This window comes from Arthrobacter crystallopoietes, assembly GCF_002849715.1.
Lineage (GTDB): Bacteria > Actinomycetota > Actinomycetes > Actinomycetales > Micrococcaceae > Crystallibacter > Crystallibacter crystallopoietes.
Genome location: NZ_CP018863.1, coordinates 317,544 through 332,613 on the forward strand (window position 1 = coordinate 317,544; position 15,070 = coordinate 332,613).

At 61.9% G+C, this 15,070-nt stretch carries 19 protein-coding genes; 2 read left to right on the top strand and 17 right to left on the bottom strand.

Annotation, left to right across the window (positions count from 1 at the left end):
• Nucleotides 1–9: 9 nt before the first annotated feature.
• From rplE to rpsJ, 14 genes are all read right to left on the bottom strand, one after another.
• Entirely contained in the window at nt 10–579 is a 570-nt protein-coding gene (gene rplE, locus AC20117_RS01495) for a 50S ribosomal protein L5 (RefSeq protein WP_074701297.1), read from the bottom strand.
• Entirely contained in the window at nt 579–947 is a 369-nt protein-coding gene (gene rplX, locus AC20117_RS01500; RefSeq protein ID WP_074701296.1) for a 50S ribosomal protein L24, read from the bottom strand. Before rplX ends, rplE begins: the two co-directional genes overlap by 1 nt.
• A gap of 3 nt (nt 948–950) precedes the next feature.
• The gene (gene rplN / locus AC20117_RS01505; RefSeq protein ID WP_074701295.1) at nt 951–1,319 is read right to left on the bottom strand and encodes a 50S ribosomal protein L14; all 369 of its coding nucleotides are present in this window, start codon (nt 1,317–1,319) and stop codon (nt 951–953) included.
• 396 nt (nt 1,320–1,715) lie between these two features.
• Nucleotides 1,716–2,006: a 30S ribosomal protein S17 gene (gene rpsQ, locus AC20117_RS01510; protein WP_074701294.1), complete on the bottom strand. Its 291-nt coding sequence runs from the start codon at nt 2,004–2,006 to the stop codon at nt 1,716–1,718.
• Nucleotides 2,003–2,335 (bottom strand): 50S ribosomal protein L29, encoded by a 333-nt coding sequence (gene rpmC / locus AC20117_RS01515; RefSeq protein ID WP_074701293.1) that lies wholly within the window; start codon nt 2,333–2,335, stop codon nt 2,003–2,005. Before rpmC ends, rpsQ begins: the two co-directional genes overlap by 4 nt.
• Before the next feature lie 2 nt (nt 2,336–2,337).
• Complete coding sequence (gene rplP / locus AC20117_RS01520) at nt 2,338–2,754, bottom strand: 50S ribosomal protein L16 (protein WP_074701292.1); 417 nt, start codon at nt 2,752–2,754, stop codon at nt 2,338–2,340.
• Nucleotides 2,755–3,597 carry a 30S ribosomal protein S3 gene (gene rpsC / locus AC20117_RS01525; protein WP_074701291.1) on the bottom strand — a complete coding sequence of 281 codons (843 nt, stop codon included), beginning with the start codon at nt 3,595–3,597 and terminating at the stop codon, nt 2,755–2,757.
• Nucleotides 3,598–3,963 (bottom strand): 50S ribosomal protein L22, encoded by a 366-nt coding sequence (gene rplV / locus AC20117_RS01530; RefSeq protein WP_074701290.1) that lies wholly within the window; start codon nt 3,961–3,963, stop codon nt 3,598–3,600. It lies immediately after the preceding gene.
• A 39-nt stretch (nt 3,964–4,002) separates the two neighbouring features.
• Nucleotides 4,003–4,284, bottom strand: a complete 282-nt coding sequence (gene rpsS, locus AC20117_RS01535) for a 30S ribosomal protein S19 (RefSeq protein WP_074701289.1) — start codon at nt 4,282–4,284, stop codon at nt 4,003–4,005.
• A 12-nt stretch (nt 4,285–4,296) separates the two neighbouring features.
• Nucleotides 4,297–5,136, bottom strand: coding sequence for a 50S ribosomal protein L2 (rplB, locus tag AC20117_RS01540; RefSeq protein WP_074701288.1), 840 nt, complete (start codon nt 5,134–5,136; stop codon nt 4,297–4,299).
• A gap of 30 nt (nt 5,137–5,166) precedes the next feature.
• On the bottom strand, nt 5,167–5,472 hold the full coding sequence (gene rplW, locus AC20117_RS01545; RefSeq protein WP_074701287.1) for a 50S ribosomal protein L23: 306 nt from the start codon (nt 5,470–5,472) through the stop codon (nt 5,167–5,169).
• Nucleotides 5,469–6,071 (bottom strand): 50S ribosomal protein L4, encoded by a 603-nt coding sequence (rplD, locus tag AC20117_RS01550; protein WP_074701286.1) that lies wholly within the window; start codon nt 6,069–6,071, stop codon nt 5,469–5,471. The genes rplW and rplD overlap by 4 nt, the downstream gene beginning before the upstream one ends.
• Before the next feature lie 4 nt (nt 6,072–6,075).
• Nucleotides 6,076–6,729, bottom strand: coding sequence for a 50S ribosomal protein L3 (gene rplC / locus AC20117_RS01555; RefSeq protein WP_074701285.1), 654 nt, complete (start codon nt 6,727–6,729; stop codon nt 6,076–6,078).
• A gap of 16 nt (nt 6,730–6,745) precedes the next feature.
• The gene (rpsJ, locus tag AC20117_RS01560; protein ID WP_003803825.1) at nt 6,746–7,054 is read right to left on the bottom strand and encodes a 30S ribosomal protein S10; all 309 of its coding nucleotides are present in this window, start codon (nt 7,052–7,054) and stop codon (nt 6,746–6,748) included.
• Between the two features lie 540 nt (nt 7,055–7,594).
• On the opposite strand from rpsJ, the gene AC20117_RS01565 reads away from it, so the two are divergent.
• The gene (locus AC20117_RS01565) at nt 7,595–9,067 is read left to right on the top strand and encodes a GH1 family beta-glucosidase (RefSeq protein ID WP_170064956.1); all 1,473 of its coding nucleotides are present in this window, start codon (nt 7,595–7,597) and stop codon (nt 9,065–9,067) included.
• Nucleotides 9,068–9,140: 73 nt separating this feature from the next.
• On the opposite strand, the gene AC20117_RS23505 is transcribed toward AC20117_RS01565, so the two are convergent.
• Both AC20117_RS23505 and AC20117_RS01570 read right to left on the bottom strand, forming a co-directional pair.
• Nucleotides 9,141–9,281: a hypothetical protein gene (locus AC20117_RS23505; protein ID WP_170064957.1), complete on the bottom strand. Its 141-nt coding sequence runs from the start codon at nt 9,279–9,281 to the stop codon at nt 9,141–9,143.
• 9 nt (nt 9,282–9,290) lie between these two features.
• Nucleotides 9,291–12,656 carry a hypothetical protein gene (locus AC20117_RS01570; protein WP_074701284.1) on the bottom strand — a complete coding sequence of 1,122 codons (3,366 nt, stop codon included), beginning with the start codon at nt 12,654–12,656 and terminating at the stop codon, nt 9,291–9,293.
• A 636-nt stretch (nt 12,657–13,292) separates the two neighbouring features.
• Here AC20117_RS01570 and AC20117_RS01575 point away from each other — a divergent pair.
• Complete coding sequence (locus tag AC20117_RS01575; protein WP_074701283.1) at nt 13,293–13,673, top strand: VOC family protein; 381 nt, start codon at nt 13,293–13,295, stop codon at nt 13,671–13,673.
• Nucleotides 13,674–13,831: 158 nt separating this feature from the next.
• Here the strand turns inward: AC20117_RS01575 and tuf are convergent, their stop codons facing one another.
• Entirely contained in the window at nt 13,832–15,022 is a 1,191-nt protein-coding gene (gene tuf, locus AC20117_RS01580) for an elongation factor Tu (RefSeq protein ID WP_074701282.1), read from the bottom strand.
• Nucleotides 15,023–15,070: the final 48 nt, after the last annotated feature.

Below are 15,070 nucleotides of genomic sequence, written 5' to 3' on the forward strand. Positions count from 1 at the left end.
GTAGTTGAATTAATCTTCGGTCTTGAACGGGAAGCCAAGCGCCTTGAGCAGCGCACGACCCTCGTCGTCGGTCTTTGCGGTAGTCACTACAGTGATATCCATACCGCGGACGCGATCGATCTTGTCCTGATCGATCTCGTGGAACATCGCCTGTTCGGTCAGACCGAAGGTGTAGTTACCATTGCCATCGAACTGCTTGCCGTTGAGGCCGCGGAAGTCGCGGATACGGGGCAGAGCCAGGCTGACCAGACGGTCAACGAATTCCCACATGCGGTCGCCACGCAGTGTTGCGTGCGCGCCGATCGGCATGCCTTCGCGCAGCTTGAACTGTGCGATGGACTTGCGGGCCTTGGTGACCTGGGGCTTCTGACCGGTGATCTGGGTCAGATCGCGTACAGCACCGTCGATGAGCTTGGAGTCCTTGGCGGCATCTCCAACACCCATGTTCACAACAACCTTGACAAGGCGGGGAACCTGGTTGACGTTGACGTAATTGAACTCGTCGCGCAGAGTCTGCTTGATCTCTTCTGCGTAACGGGTCTTCAGACGGGGGACGATCTTGGTGACGGTCTCAGTCATTAGAGATCCTTCCCGGAGCTCTTGGCAACGCGGATACGCACAGTGCGCTCACGGCCATCACGCTCGACGGTCTCGGTGCGGTAGCCAACACGGGTCGGCTTTTTGGTCTCGGGGTCAACAACGGCAACGTTGGAGATGTGCAGCGGGGCCTCTACGGTCTCGATGCCACCGGTCTTCGTGCCGCGCTGCGACTGACCGACCTTGGTGTGCTTGGTGACGGTGTTGACGCCTTCAACCAATACGCGGTTGGTCTCCGGGAAAACCTTGAGGACCTTGCCCTGCTTGCCGCGGTCGCCGCCGCGTTCCTGCTTGGCACCGGTGATGACCTGAACCAGGTCACCCTTCTTGATCTTGAACTTTGCAGCCATGAACTACAGCACCTCCGGAGCAAGCGAGATGATCTTCATGAACTTCTTATCGCGAAGCTCACGGCCAACCGGGCCGAAGATACGGGTACCGCGGGGGTCACCGTCATTCTTCAGGATCACTGCAGCGTTTTCATCGAACTTGATGTAGGAACCGTCCACACGGCGGCGTTCCTTCTTGGTACGAACGATGACAGCTTTGACGATGTCACCCTTCTTGACGTTGCCGCCGGGAATTGCATCCTTAACGGTGGCAACGATGACGTCGCCAATGCCTGCGTAGCGACGTCCGGATCCACCGAGAACGCGGATGGTCAAGATTTCCTTGGCACCCGTGTTGTCGGCGACCTTAAGCCGCGACTCCTGCTGAATCACTTATTACTCCTGTCGTCGCGCTGGTTCTCATCATGTGAGCCTTGCGGAACGGATATGGGATACCCCCACCCCGAGCTCCCCCTGCCCGCGCGCAAGCGTGGACCGAAGGCGGAAGTGGGAATTTGCCTATTCTGTCCATACGGAAAGGTGGATAGTCTTTCCAAACGGCACAGGCAAGATTACTAGTTTATTACTAAGACACCCCAGACGCGAAATTCACCGGATTTTCCCGAGAACTAAGCGGCCAGGGGCTCGTATTTTTCAAGAGGATCGCTCCCCTTCAAACCCGGTCCCGACTGGTTTGCGGCAACTGCCGGAAACCAGCTATGGGGCGGGAAATCTAAGGGGTTGGGCCCGCCCGTCGAAACGGACGGGCCCAACCGTAAACCCTAGGGTCTACTTGGCCTTTTCGACGATCTCGACCAGACGCCACCGCTTGGTAGCGGACAGCGGGCGAGTCTCGGCGACGACGACCAGGTCGCCGATGCCGGCGGTGTTCTGCTCATCATGGGCCTTGATCTTGGAATTCCGACGAAGAACCTTCCCGTAAAGGGCGTGCTTCTTGCGGTCTTCGATCTCGACGACGATGGTCTTATCCATCTTGTCCGAGACAACGTAGCCGCGGGCGGTCTTCCGGTTGCCACGAGCCTGTGCTGCTTCAGTCACAGATGCTTCCTTCTCACTCATTTGGCATCATCCTCGGCGGCCGGAGTCTCTGCTTCTTCTGCAGACTCAGCCTTCTTGGACTTCTTTGCCTTCTTCTCGGTCTTAGCTTCCTCAACGGGAGCTACGACCTCGGGGCGGATGCCCAGCTCGCGCTCACGCAGCACCGTGTAGATGCGGGCGATGTCGCGCTTGACTGCCTTGAGGCGGCCGTGGTTCTCCAGCTGACCGGTGGCGGACTGGAAACGGAGGTTGAACAGTTCCTCCTTGGCCTTGCGCAGCTCTTCTACGAGACGGTCCTTATCGAAAGTCTCGAGCTGGTCAGTTGCCAATTCTTTTGAACCAATTGCCATTTCTATTCACCACCTTCGCGACGCACAATGCGTGCCTTCAACGGGAGCTTGTGGATCGCCAGGCGCAGTGCCTCGCGAGCTACCTCTTCACTGACACCGGAGAGTTCGAACAGAACCCGCCCCGGCTTGACGTTGGCAACCCACCACTCCGGCGAACCCTTACCGGAACCCATACGGGTTTCGGCCGGCTTCTTCGTCAGGGGGCGGTCCGGATAAATGTTGATCCAGACCTTACCGCCACGCTTGATGTGGCGGGTCATAGCGATACGGGCTGCTTCGATCTGCCGGTTGGTGACGTATGCAGGCGTGAGCGCCTGGATACCCCACTCGCCGAAGCTGACCTGGGTGCCGCCCGTTGCAGCGCCGGAACGACCCGGGTGGTGCTGCTTACGGTGCTTGACTCGACGTGGGATAAGCATTTAAGCCTGTCCTCCTTCGGCAGCCGGAGCGGCAGCTGCTTCAGCAGCCGGAGCCTCGGCCTTGGGAGCTGCGTCGGCCGAAGCCTGTGCAGGACGGTCATTACGACGACGGCGTTCGCCACCGCGGTCGGCCGGGCCGCGGCCCGGACGGTCTCCGCCACGGCCACGGGACGGAGCTGCAGCCTGCTGCGCAGCCAGTTCCTTGGCAGTAACGTCGCCCTTGTAGATCCAGACCTTCACACCGATGCGGCCGAAGGTGGTCTTGGCTTCGAAGAAGCCGTAGTCGATGTTCGCGCGGAGGGTGTGCAGGGGCACACGGCCTTCGCGGTAGAACTCCGAACGGCTCATTTCGGCGCCACCCAGGCGGCCGGAGCACTGAACGCGGATACCCTTGGCGCCGGCCCGCTGTGCGGACTGCATGGCCTTCTTCATCGCGCGGCGGAAAGCCACGCGGGAAGTCAGCTGCTCGGCGATGCCCTGGGCAACGAGCTGTGCTTCGATCTCGGGGTTCTTGACCTCAAGGATGTTCAGCTGAACCTGCTTGCCGGTCAGCTTTTCGAGCTCGCCGCGGATGCGGTCAGCTTCTGCACCGCGGCGGCCGATAACAATACCGGGGCGTGCGGTGTGGATGTCCACGCGGACACGGTCACGGGTGCGCTCGATCTCAACCTTGGCAATACCTGCCCGCTCCATGCCCGTGGACATAAGCTGGCGGATCTTGACGTCTTCGCGAACGAAGTCCTTGTAACGCTGGCCGGCCTTGTTGCTGTCAGCGAACCAGTGGGAAACGTGGTCGGTGGTGATACCGAGTCGGAATCCGTGCGGGTTTACTTTCTGTCCCACTTACTGGTCCTCCTCTTTCTCCGGGGTAGCGACAACAAGTGTGATGTGGCTGGTCCGCTTGTTGATGCGGTAGGCGCGGCCCTGGGCACGCGGCTGAAACCGCTTCATGGTCGGGCCTTCATCGACAAATGCTTCGCTGATGTACAGGTCGCTCTCGTCAAAGGCGACGCCGTCACGGTCCGCGAGAACGCGGGCGTTGGCGACTGCCGATGCGAGTACCTTGCTGACCGGCTCCGAAGCTGCCTGCGGGGCAAACTTCAGAATTGCCAGAGCCTCATTCGCCTGCTTGCCACGAACAAGGTTGACGACGCGCCGGGCCTTCATAGGCGTCACGCGAATATGGCGCGCAATAGCCTTGGCTTCCATTGCTTTCCTTCTCTCGTCTTCTGCCGTACGAGCGAGCGCCTAGCGGCGCTTGCCCTTACGGTCGTCCTTCACATGGCCGCGGAAGGTCCGCGTCGGGGCGAATTCGCCGAGCTTGTGCCCGACCATCGACTCGGTGACAAACACCGGAATGTGCTTGCGTCCGTCGTGTACGGCGATCGTGTGCCCGAGCATGTCGGGGACGATCATCGAACGGCGGGACCACGTCTTAATGACGTTCTTGGTGCCCTTTTCGTTCTCTGCAGCTACCTTGACAAAGAGGTGCTGATCGACGAAGGGGCCTTTCTTCAGGCTGCGTGGCATGTCTCCAGGCTCCTATCGCTTGTTCTTGCCAGTACGACGGCGACGCACAATGAGCTTGTCGCTTTCCTTGTTGGGACGGCGGGTGCGGCCCTCAGGCTTACCGTTCGGGTTGACCGGGTGGCGTCCACCGGAGGTCTTACCTTCACCACCACCGTGCGGGTGGTCGACCGGGTTCATGGCCACACCGCGGACGGTCGGGCGAACGCCCTTCCAGCGCATACGGCCGGCCTTGCCCCAGTTGATGTTGGACTGCTCGGCGTTGCCGACCTCACCGATGGATGCGCGGCAGCGCACGTCAACGTTGCGGATTTCGCCGGAGGGCAGACGGACCTGGCCGTACTTGCCTTCCTTGGCAACGAGCTGTACCGAGGCACCGGCGGAGCGGGCCATCTTGGCACCGCCGCCGGGACGCAGTTCAACGGCGTGGATAACAGTACCCACGGGGATGTTGCGCAGCGGCAGGTTGTTGCCGGGCTTGATGTCGGCGCTGGCGCCGGCCTCAACAACGTCGCCCTGCTTCAGCTTGGCCGGAGCAAGGATGTAACGCTTGGTGCCATCAACGTAGTGCAGCAGTGCGATACGAGCGGTGCGGTTCGGATCATATTCGATCTCGGCAACCTTGGCCGGCACGCCGTCCTTGTCGTGACGACGGAAGTCGATCAGACGGTAGGCGCGCTTGTGGCCACCACCCTTATGGCGGGTAGTGATCTTACCGGAGTTGTTACGGCCGCCCGACTTGGTCAGGGGACGAACCAACGACTTTTCCGGCGTCGATCGCGTGATTTCAGCGAAGTCGGCAACGCTAGAGCCTCGGCGGCCCGGCGTAGTCGGCTTATGTTTACGGATTCCCATAGTTTATTTCCTCGTTAAAGTGGTCTCCGCTTAAGAAAGCGGACCGCCGAAGATGTCGATTGTGCCTTCCTTCAGGGTGACAATTGCGCGCTTGGTATTCTTGCGCTGTCCCCATCCGAAACGGGTGCGCTTGCGCTTCCCGGCACGGTTGATGGTGTTGATCGAGTCGACCTTGACGGAGAAGATTTTCTCCACGGCCAGCTTGATCTCGGTCTTGTTCGAGCGCGGGTCGACCAGGAAGGTGTACTTACCTTCGTCGATCAGGCCGTAGCTCTTCTCCGAAACGACGGGTGCAATGACGACGTCGCGGGGGTCCTTTACGGTGGTCGCGCTCACTTGGCGTCCTCCTTGTTGACGAAAGCCTCGTAGGCTGCCTTGGTGAAGACCACGTCGTCGGAAACCAGCACGTCGTAGGTGTTCAGCTGATCTACGTAGATCGTGTGAACTTCCGTGATGTTGCGCAGGCTCAGGGCCGCAACATCGTTGGCGCGCTCGATAACAACGAGCAGGTTCTTACGGTCAGAGACGGACCGCAGGGACTCGAGGGCACCCTTGGTGTTCGGCTTCTCGCCGGCAACCAGAGACTCGAGAACGTGGATGCGGCCGTTGCGTGCCCGGTCAGACAGGGCGCCGCGCAGGGCAGCAGCCTTCATCTTCTTGGGGGTGCGCTGGCTGTAATCGCGCGGGGTCGGACCGTGGACAACGCCACCGCCGGTCATGTGAGGTGCACGGATGGAACCCTGACGGGCGCGGCCGGTGCCCTTCTGCTTGAACGGCTTGCGGCCTGCACCCGAAACCTCGGCGCGGGTCTTGGTCTTATGCGTGCCCTGGCGGGCGGCAGCGAGCTGCGCGACGACAACCTGGTGCAGCAGCGGCACGTTGGTCTGTACGTCGAAGATCTCTGCAGGCAGATCGACATTTACAGTGTTAGCCATTGAACTAGGCTCCCTTCACAGCGGAACGGACGAGAACGACCGAGCCGCGGGCACCGGGAACGGCACCCTTGATCAAGAGCAGCGACTTCTCAGTGTCCACAGCGTGAACGGTCAGGTTCAGTGTGGTGTGGCGGACGGCGCCCATACGGCCGGCCATCCGCAGGCCCTTGAAGACACGGCCCGGGGTGGACGCGCCACCGATGGAACCGGGCTTACGGTGGTTCTTGTGGGCACCGTGGGAGGCACCAACACCATGGAAGCCGTGACGCTTCATGACACCGGCGAAGCCCTTACCCTTGGAGGTTCCGACGACGTCGACCTTCTGGCCGGCTTCGAAGGTCTCCACGGAGAGCTCCTGGCCCAGCTCGTAGGTGTCTGCATCTGAGGTGCGCAGTTCAACTACGTGGCGGCGGGGGGTGACACCGGCCTTGTCAAAGTGGCCAGCCAGCGGCTTGGACACCTTGCGGGGGTCGATCTGGCCGAAGCCGATCTGAACGGCGGTGTAACCATCAACATCTGCATTGCGCAGCTGAGTGATGACGTTGGAGTCAGCCTGGACGACAGTTACCGGCACAAGGCGGTTGTTCTCGTCCCAGACCTGGGTCATGCCGAGCTTGGTGCCCAGCAGTCCCTTTACCTGGCGTGTAGTGGTAGACATATTTATCCGCACTCCCCTACAGCTTGATTTCGATGTTCACGTCAGCAGGCAGGTCAAGACGCATGAGCGAGTCAACGGCCTTCGGCGTGGGGTCAATAATGTCGATCAGACGCTTGTGAGTACGCATTTCAAAGTGCTCACGGCTGTCCTTGTACTTGTGCGGCGAACGAATAACGCAGTACACGTTCTTCTCGGTGGGCAGCGGCACGGGGCCGACTACCGTTGCGCCTGCACGCGTGACCGTCTCAACGATCTTCCGTGCTGAAACATCAATGACCTCATGGTCATATGACTTCAGACGGATGCGGATTTTCTGTCCCGCCATGGCGTCTCCGCTCTCTTTCTCAGTGCTGCTCTTTTAATTTCCGGTCTGCGCCCCTCCGGCCGGATCAAATCCATGCCTGGCGCTCCTCCAACAGACTGAATCCGGAAATTTCCGGGTTCCTCACCCTGCCGAGGCTCCGACCCCCGCGCTCGGGCGTGTCGCGAATATTCTGCGCACGAACCCATGCAAGATTGGGGCGGGTTATATTTGGGCTTCTCCGCCTAGGTGGAACCTGACCCTGGCCCCGGGCATTATCCCGGGCGGGACGCGGTTTCGCACGACGACATAAGGAAGCGCTTGAACAACTCATCTAGTGTGGCAGATATCGGCATGAAACGCCAATCTGCGCCGGGTTGCCGGGCATCTGCACCGGCCGGGTATACACTCCGGCCCGACGGGAACAACAATGTGTTCCTTCCCAACCATAGCCATTTAGTTGCGAACGCCACAAATTGCCGTGACGCAGCCGTCTTGAAGTGAGATGCTTCTGATTATCGACGGCTCTTCCGGCCGCCGGCGGCTTGATCTAAGGACTTGATCATGGGCATGACACCGCAGAGCCTGGCAGCACTGATCCCGCCCGACTTCACGCTGGGAGTTGCCACGGCCGCCTTTCAGATTGAAGGTGCCGTGGCCGAAGACGGCCGCGGGCCCTCGGGCTGGGACGCCTTCTCCCAGCAGGAAGGCCACATCGTTAACGGTGACCGGGCCGACATCGCCTGCGACCACTATCACCGGATGCCCGAAGACGTCGAGCTGCTGCACGCGCTCGGCGTCGACTCGTACCGTTTCTCGCTTTCCTGGCCGCGTATCCAGCCCGACGGCCGCGGTCAGGTCAACCAGGCAGGCATCGATTTCTATGACCGGCTCCTCGACCAGCTGCTCGAGCGCGGCATCTCCCCCATGTGCACGCTCTATCACTGGGACACCCCGCTGCCACTCGAGCAGGCCGGCGGATGGCTCAACCGCGAGACCGCATATCGGCTGGCTGACTTCGCCGGGCTCGCCGCGGAGGCCTTCGGTGACCGGGTCCACCGCTGGGTCACTATCAATGAACCCACCACTGTAGCCCTCAACGGCTATGCCCTGGGCATCCATGCCCCGGGTTATCCGGGCCTGTTCGAAGCCTTGCCTGCAGCGCACCATATGATCCTGGCCCACGGGCTGAGCATCCAGGCGCTACGCAGTGCCAACGTCCCCGGCGAACTGGGCATCACCAACGTGTACTCCCCGGTGGTCTCCGCCCGCGGCGGCTTTGCCAACGATCTGATGGTGGAACTCTTCGACATCCTGCACAACGCGATGTTCTCCGACCCCGTCCTGCTCGGCCGCTATTCGGACTTCAATCCGCTCCTGACACCGTTCCTGCATTACCTCACGGATGTTTCCCCGGAAGATCTGGCGATCATGAGCCAGCCGCTGGATTTCTACGGGTTCAATTACTACTTCCCGACCAGGATTGCGCCCGGTTCGGGACCCAACACCGGTCCGCATGCCATTCCGGAGGGAGTGCCGGAGCATATGCTTGAGGACAGTCCAGACCTGCCCTTCCACATCACCGGTTGGCCGCAGTACGACCGCACGGCTTTCGGCTGGCCCATCGCACCCGAGTATCTCGCCGTGGCCCTGACGGAAATGGCGAACAGGTATCCAGGGTTGCCGCCGGTCTTCATCACCGAGGGCGGCGCCAGCTTCCCCGATGTGGTGGTCCAGGATGCCCTCACGATGGAGCCGCACGTTGCGGATGTAAACCGCATTAACTATCTCGGTGACCATCTGGCGGCGGCCCTGAATGCCACCGCTCCCGGCGGGCCTGCCGAATCAATCGACCTGCGGGGCTATTACGTCTGGACGCTGATGGACAACTTCGAGTGGGCCGCCGGCTACAGCCAGCGCTTCGGGCTGGTTTACGTGGATTTCGAAACCCAGCAGCGCATTCCGAAGTCCTCCTACAACTGGTTGCAGGAAATCACCTCGCTACGGGCTGCCGACACCAGCAGCCTCCGGCGCTGAGGTGCCGGCGACGGCATCCTGCAGCCTCCAGCCCAGCACCGACCCGCGCTTTGCGCCTTAAGCCGGTACGCGCTTAACGTTCGCCGTCCTGGTTGGCGCGACGGATCCGCTTGGCCCGGTCGATTTCATGCCGGAAGTACTTGCGGCCCCACACGACGGCCCCGGCCACGGCGACCACAATGCCGATTACGATCCAAAAGACTATCCACTCCATGGTCCGATCCTACTGCCGCTCCGCGTCCTGCTTGGCGTGCCGCATCAATTTCCAGACTGCGAAGGCCAGCAGAGCCAGTGCGGCGACGGCCAGCAGCAGGAACGTAAAGCCGCGCATAAACCACAACAGCGCAAGGGCAATACCCACCGCTCCCCACACGGTGAACAGTTTGCGAGACAGCATGACTCCCGCTACCAGCAGCCCGCCATGGCCCAGCAATGCCCAGACCTGCTTGCCGGCATCGCTCAGAATGATCGTTCCGAAGCCGGACAGCGACAGCCCGCCGGCTGCCACGGCCAGCACAACCGTGCCGCGTTGATCCCGACCGCGGACGAACTCGTCGGCAGCCACCAGAGCGCCGGCAACCACCCACCATTGCAACGCCCAGAACGGATCGATCCAGCCCGCGGCAACCGCATAGAGACGTTGCACAGCGAGGACGAACACTAAGAAGGCGCCCTCAGCCGCCGTCTCGCGCGCCCGCTCCGGAGTTTCGATCACGGCAAGCGCGGCTGCGACGATGATGGACAAGGACGCCGCAATAGCAGTGGGTCCGGGGAAAATGGCAAGCAATGAAACCAGGCCGAGCACACCAAGAGCCACACCGGTCAGGATGACCGCCCGCACCGGATCCGCATCTTCCCGTTCACGCAGCGTGAGCCGGAAGCCGTATAGCAGCACAGCCGCCAGCCAGGCTGCGGCCAGCCATTGTGCAGGCCCGCTGGCAAAGTCCAGCAATGCCGATTCCTGCAGTCGCTGCATCAATGCGAGCGCGGCTCCGAGGACTGAAACGGCACCACCGGCGTAAAGCCAAGGCAGCTCCTCGCGGTGCGAAAGTATGAAGAACAGCACCGCTGCCCCGAGCAAGGCCACGGGCGTCATCCAGGCATCTTCCACCAGCGACAACGCCAATGCCTCCAGGGTGAAAACAGCCGTGCCGGCAAGGAGTAGATAGCGCAGCCGCTCCCCCGGCCTGAACACGCGCAGAACTGCAGCAACGGTCCCGAACAGGAGTGCTGCCACCGAGCCGCCGTCCGCCGACAGCAGCGCCGGCAGCCATCCCGTGTCTGCCAGCGGGGCCGCATCGGTGACCACGGCAACGAGCGCAGCCAGACCGTACACGCTGACGTACCCGCTGGATCCGGCGCCCTGCCGCTGTCCGAAGTGGGCGGCGGCAACGGCGATCAACAGGAGCAACTGCAGTACGACGACGTCGCGCTGCGGCGCAGCAACTGCCGCGGCATATACCCATGGCAGAACCGTGAGCAGCGCAAGCCCCAGCCACGCAGAAGCTCTTTGCATCCCGTACTCCCCCAGCCACCGCCGGACGAGCAGCCGCGCGGTTTCCTGGAGTGCAGTTGTGCAGGCGACGAGGACGAAGATCACATGGATGCTAGCGTCCAGATCCTGCCCGATCAGTGCCACCAGTCCGGTCAGCGACAACTGGGCCGCGAGCAGATACACGCCCTTACGCCCACGGTTGCGCAAGACCGCGGCCATGGCCGCAGCATAAACCAAGGCAACGCCGACCAGGATCTCGTATCCCCGGATGCCGAGGAATGATGTTCCAAGTAACGCCCCTGCGGCCAGGACCACGGGGGCCAGCGGTTCCATCAGTCCGACCGGAGCATCAAGCGTGGTCTCTGCCCGTCTTTCGGACTTGGCGGGATCGTGCCGGACCCGCGGCGTCAGCATAAAGGAAGACGCCACACCGGCGGCAGTCCAGGCCCAGAATGCCACGTACCCCAACTGGACGCCGCTGTCTTGAAGGCCCGGGTCTGAGGAGAGTTCCGCAGCTATGAGCCCGCATGTGGACCCGAAGCCCAGTGCCGCGGAGACGAGCACGGTCAGCCGGGGTGCAGCACTGCCGACGCCGCGGTCCAGCAGCACGGTGCTGGCGACCTGGTTCATCACGAAGCCCAGCGACAGGACGAGCAGGGCCGCTCGTCCTGTTAGGTCCTGCTCCATGCCCAGCTGGGGCAGATGGGTCAGGGCCGTGATCGGCAATAGCAGCGTGGCCGCGCCACGTGCCGCAGACACTGCCCAAAGCCGCTCCTGGCCGGCCGACACCCGGATGCGGGCCAAGAGATAGGCCAGGGCCAGACCCAGTAGCAGTTCCTGCCGCCACGGGTTATGCCACTCCAGCAGGACCACGGCTGAAAGGACAGGCAGCACTATCAACGGCTCTGTCCAGCCACGGATTTTCCACGCGATCGTGAAAACGGAAGCGGCAAGGACCAGCAGCATGAGCACCGGCTCCGGCCCTGGCCTGCCTGCCGCGCCGATGCCATCAAGGATCTGGAGCAAGGTCAGCAGTATCTGGAGGACGAAGACCGTTCCCAGATCAATACGGAAGATCGATTCGGCCGAACCGGAACCGTCCGATGTCCGGTGCCGCACCCACGGTTGGTCCTTGAGGAACCGAAGCCAGACCGGGCCGAAAACCGCCATCGCCGCAGCCTGAAGGGCCAGCGCTGTGGCCACTGTGAACAACGCCCAGGGCCAGCTGCCGCCGGCGGCCACAACTAGATACATGGCAGCCAAAGTCACCGCGATGCGGAGCCCGTAGGTGTTGGCCAGTTTGTCCTGCCCGCCGCCTGTGAACAGCATGGTCCCGTAATACCCCGTAGCCATGGCGAGCAGCAGCGCGTAGTCTCCCGCCTGCAACTGGTCCCCTACGAAGAACGCGGCCAGCACGGCCAGGGGTGTGAGGTAACGGTGCACCTCTACCAGGGCCGCGGCATACACCCCGGGCATCCACCGTGGGCGGAAATAGGAGACGAGGCTGAACCCAACCGCCAGGGCAATGGAAAAGGTGAAATACCAGACCAGTGCACCGCCCAGCACGGCCACGGCTGACCAAGCGATGGAGATAAAGAATGGCAAGCTCAGGTACGCCACAACCCGGCTTTGCATCCGCACGGCGGCGTAGGCGTAGGCCGCCGTGCCCACAAGTGCCGTAATCAGCCAGCTGCTGGCGGCGTCGGCGAGGACGAAGTTGTACAGCGTCAGGCCTGCTACGGGCAGCAGCGCCAGTCCGGTACCGGTGAAGGCCATGCCGGCCGGGCGCAGCCGTGGTGCTCGCGAATAAACGCCCAAGCCGGCAGTGTAAAACAGCAGGGTCACGGCAAATATCGTTACCGCCCGGGCACCGGCAGGCACTGCGGAGCCGATGAACAGCGCCGCCGCCGCCACGAGCAGCAGGCTCGCCGAGTAGAGGGTGATGTTGATATTGCGCAGGTCCCGCCGCTGCTTAGCCCGCACCCGTTTTCGTTCCTCCTCTTCGCGGTGAAGCGCGGCCACTGCAGGATCCAGGACGGGAGTCTGCTCCGCCCATTCAGGCGTGCCGATATCCGGCCCCGAAGTATTCGGCACGGGGAGTTGCCCTGGCATAAGACCATATCCAGACAGAGGTTGTCCCCGATGAACGCCGCGCTGTTGCCCTGCCAGAGGCACCTGCGGCATGTCCTGCGAAGGCGGGCTAAAAGCGGGACTGGGCTGCGCCGTCGTAGTCTGCGGCGAAGGTTCCGGTTGCGTGGGAACCGGTGGCGCCGGAGCCCCGCCAGCGGATGCCGCCTGGACGCCGGCAGGCTCCATTGCTGCCTGTGCATCTAGGAATCCCTGACGGTAGCCCTCCTCATACACCTGGGCCGGCGGAGGCAGCTTGGCCGCCCAATGTCCCGGGGCTTCTCTGGCACCGGCACTACGAAGGCTGATGAACCAGCCCGCAATAAACGCCACGCCGGCCAGCACGATGACCGCGAATAGCTCCATATCCCCCGGACCTCTTCATTTTTTTTGAGACTGTTCCGCCCAGTATATGAGCCGTTAGGCGCGGCACCGCAGCCGCACTCCATGGCTGTGGATAAGCAGCAGCACGTCCGCCACCAGGGGCGATTCGGGCAGTCCGGTGCATGCTCAAATTTGTCGCTGTTGGGCCGGTCCGAAGAGCTCAGGGAAGACTATTCTGTAGATGTCCGCACGCCGATTGCACGAAGGGAGTTGGACGCAGTGCTCAGCACTACCAAAATGACCGCGGTCCTGCCCGTGAAAGATCTGGACCGCGCACGCGATTTCTACGAGAAGTCCCTAGGCCTCGAACCCCAGGGCCTCATGGATGACGACACCTTCATTTTCTCCGCCGACGGAGCCACCGCGCTCGAACTGCTGCGGCGGCCGGATGCCACTCCGTCGCAGAACACTGCCGTCAGTTTCGAAGTAGCCGATCTGGAAGCAGAGATGAAGGATCTTGAGAGCCGGGGCATCAGGTTCGAAGACTACGACCTGCCGGGTCTGAAGACCGTCAACCACATCGCAACCAGCGACAATCTCCGCTGCGCGTGGTTTGCCGATCCGGAAGGCAACGTTCTCTGCCTCCACCAACCCGTCTGAGAGGAGTTCAGCCTGCACGAACTGCCCGACCAGCCCGGAGCAGCGAGAGCCGGCCAATGAGAGTTAAGACAGAAAACCCCCGCTGCGTGAACAGCGGGGGTTTTCCTGGTCTCATTCCGGTGCAGCTGCACCGGGCCGATTACCCAAGAACCAAGTAATTACTTGATGATCTTGGTAACGCGACCGGATCCAACGGTGCGGCCACCCTCACGGATAGCGAAGCCGAGGCCCTCTTCCATAGCGATCGGCTGGATGAGCTCAACGGTCATCTCAGTGTTGTCGCCGGGCATAACCATTTCCGTGCCTTCCGGCAGGGTGATAACGCCGGTTACGTCCGTGGTACGGAAGTAGAACTGCGGGCGGTAGTTCGAGTAGAACGGGTTGTGGCGTCCGCCTTCATCCTTGGACAGGATGTAGACGTTGGCTTCGAAGTCGGTGTGCGGGGTGATGGAACCCGGCTTCACGACAACCTGGCCACGCTCTACGTCTTCGCGCTTGATACCGCGGAGCAGCAGACCACAGTTCTCGCCGGCCCATGCCTCGTCGAGCTGCTTGTGGAACATCTCGATACCGGTAACCGTGGTCTTCTGGACCGGACGGATACCGACGATCTCGACCTCGGAGTTGATGGCGAGGGTACCACGCTCGGCGCGGCCGGTAACAACGGTACCGCGGCCGGTGATGGTGAAGACGTCCTCGATCGGCATCAGGAACGGCTTGTCCTTGTCGCGGATCGGGTCCGGAACGTTTTCGTCAACGGCTTCCATCAGGTCCTCAACGGACTTGACCCACTGCGGATCGCCTTCCAGAGCCTTCAGGCCGGAAACGCGCACGACGGGAGCGTTGTCGCCGTCGAACTCCTGGGAGCTCAGCAGTTCGCGAACTTCCATTTCCACGAGGTCGAGGAGCTCTTCGTCTTCAACCATGTCGGACTTGTTCAGCGCGACCAGCAGGTAGGGAACACCAACCTGGCGGGCCAGCAGAACGTGCTCACGGGTCTGAGCCATCGGGCCATCGGTAGCGGCAACCACGAGGATTGCGCCGTCCATCTGAGCTGCACCAGTGATCATGTTCTTGATGTAGTCAGCGTGACCGGGGGCGTCTACGTGTGCGTAGTGGCGCTTCTCGGTCTGGTATTCGATGTGCGAGATGTTGATGGTGATACCGCGCTGGCGCTCTTCCGGGGCAGAGTCGATAGCTGCGAAGTCACGCTGCTCGTTGAGATCGGGGTACTTGTCAGCAAGTACCTTGGAAATAGCAGCGGTCAACGTGGTCTTACCGTGGTCAACGTGACCGATGGTGCCAATGTTGACGTGCGGCTTAGTCCGCTCGAACTTTGCCTTCGCCACGGGTTCCTCCTAGAACGTTTTGAGAAGAATTGCTCTTCGGTAACGCTT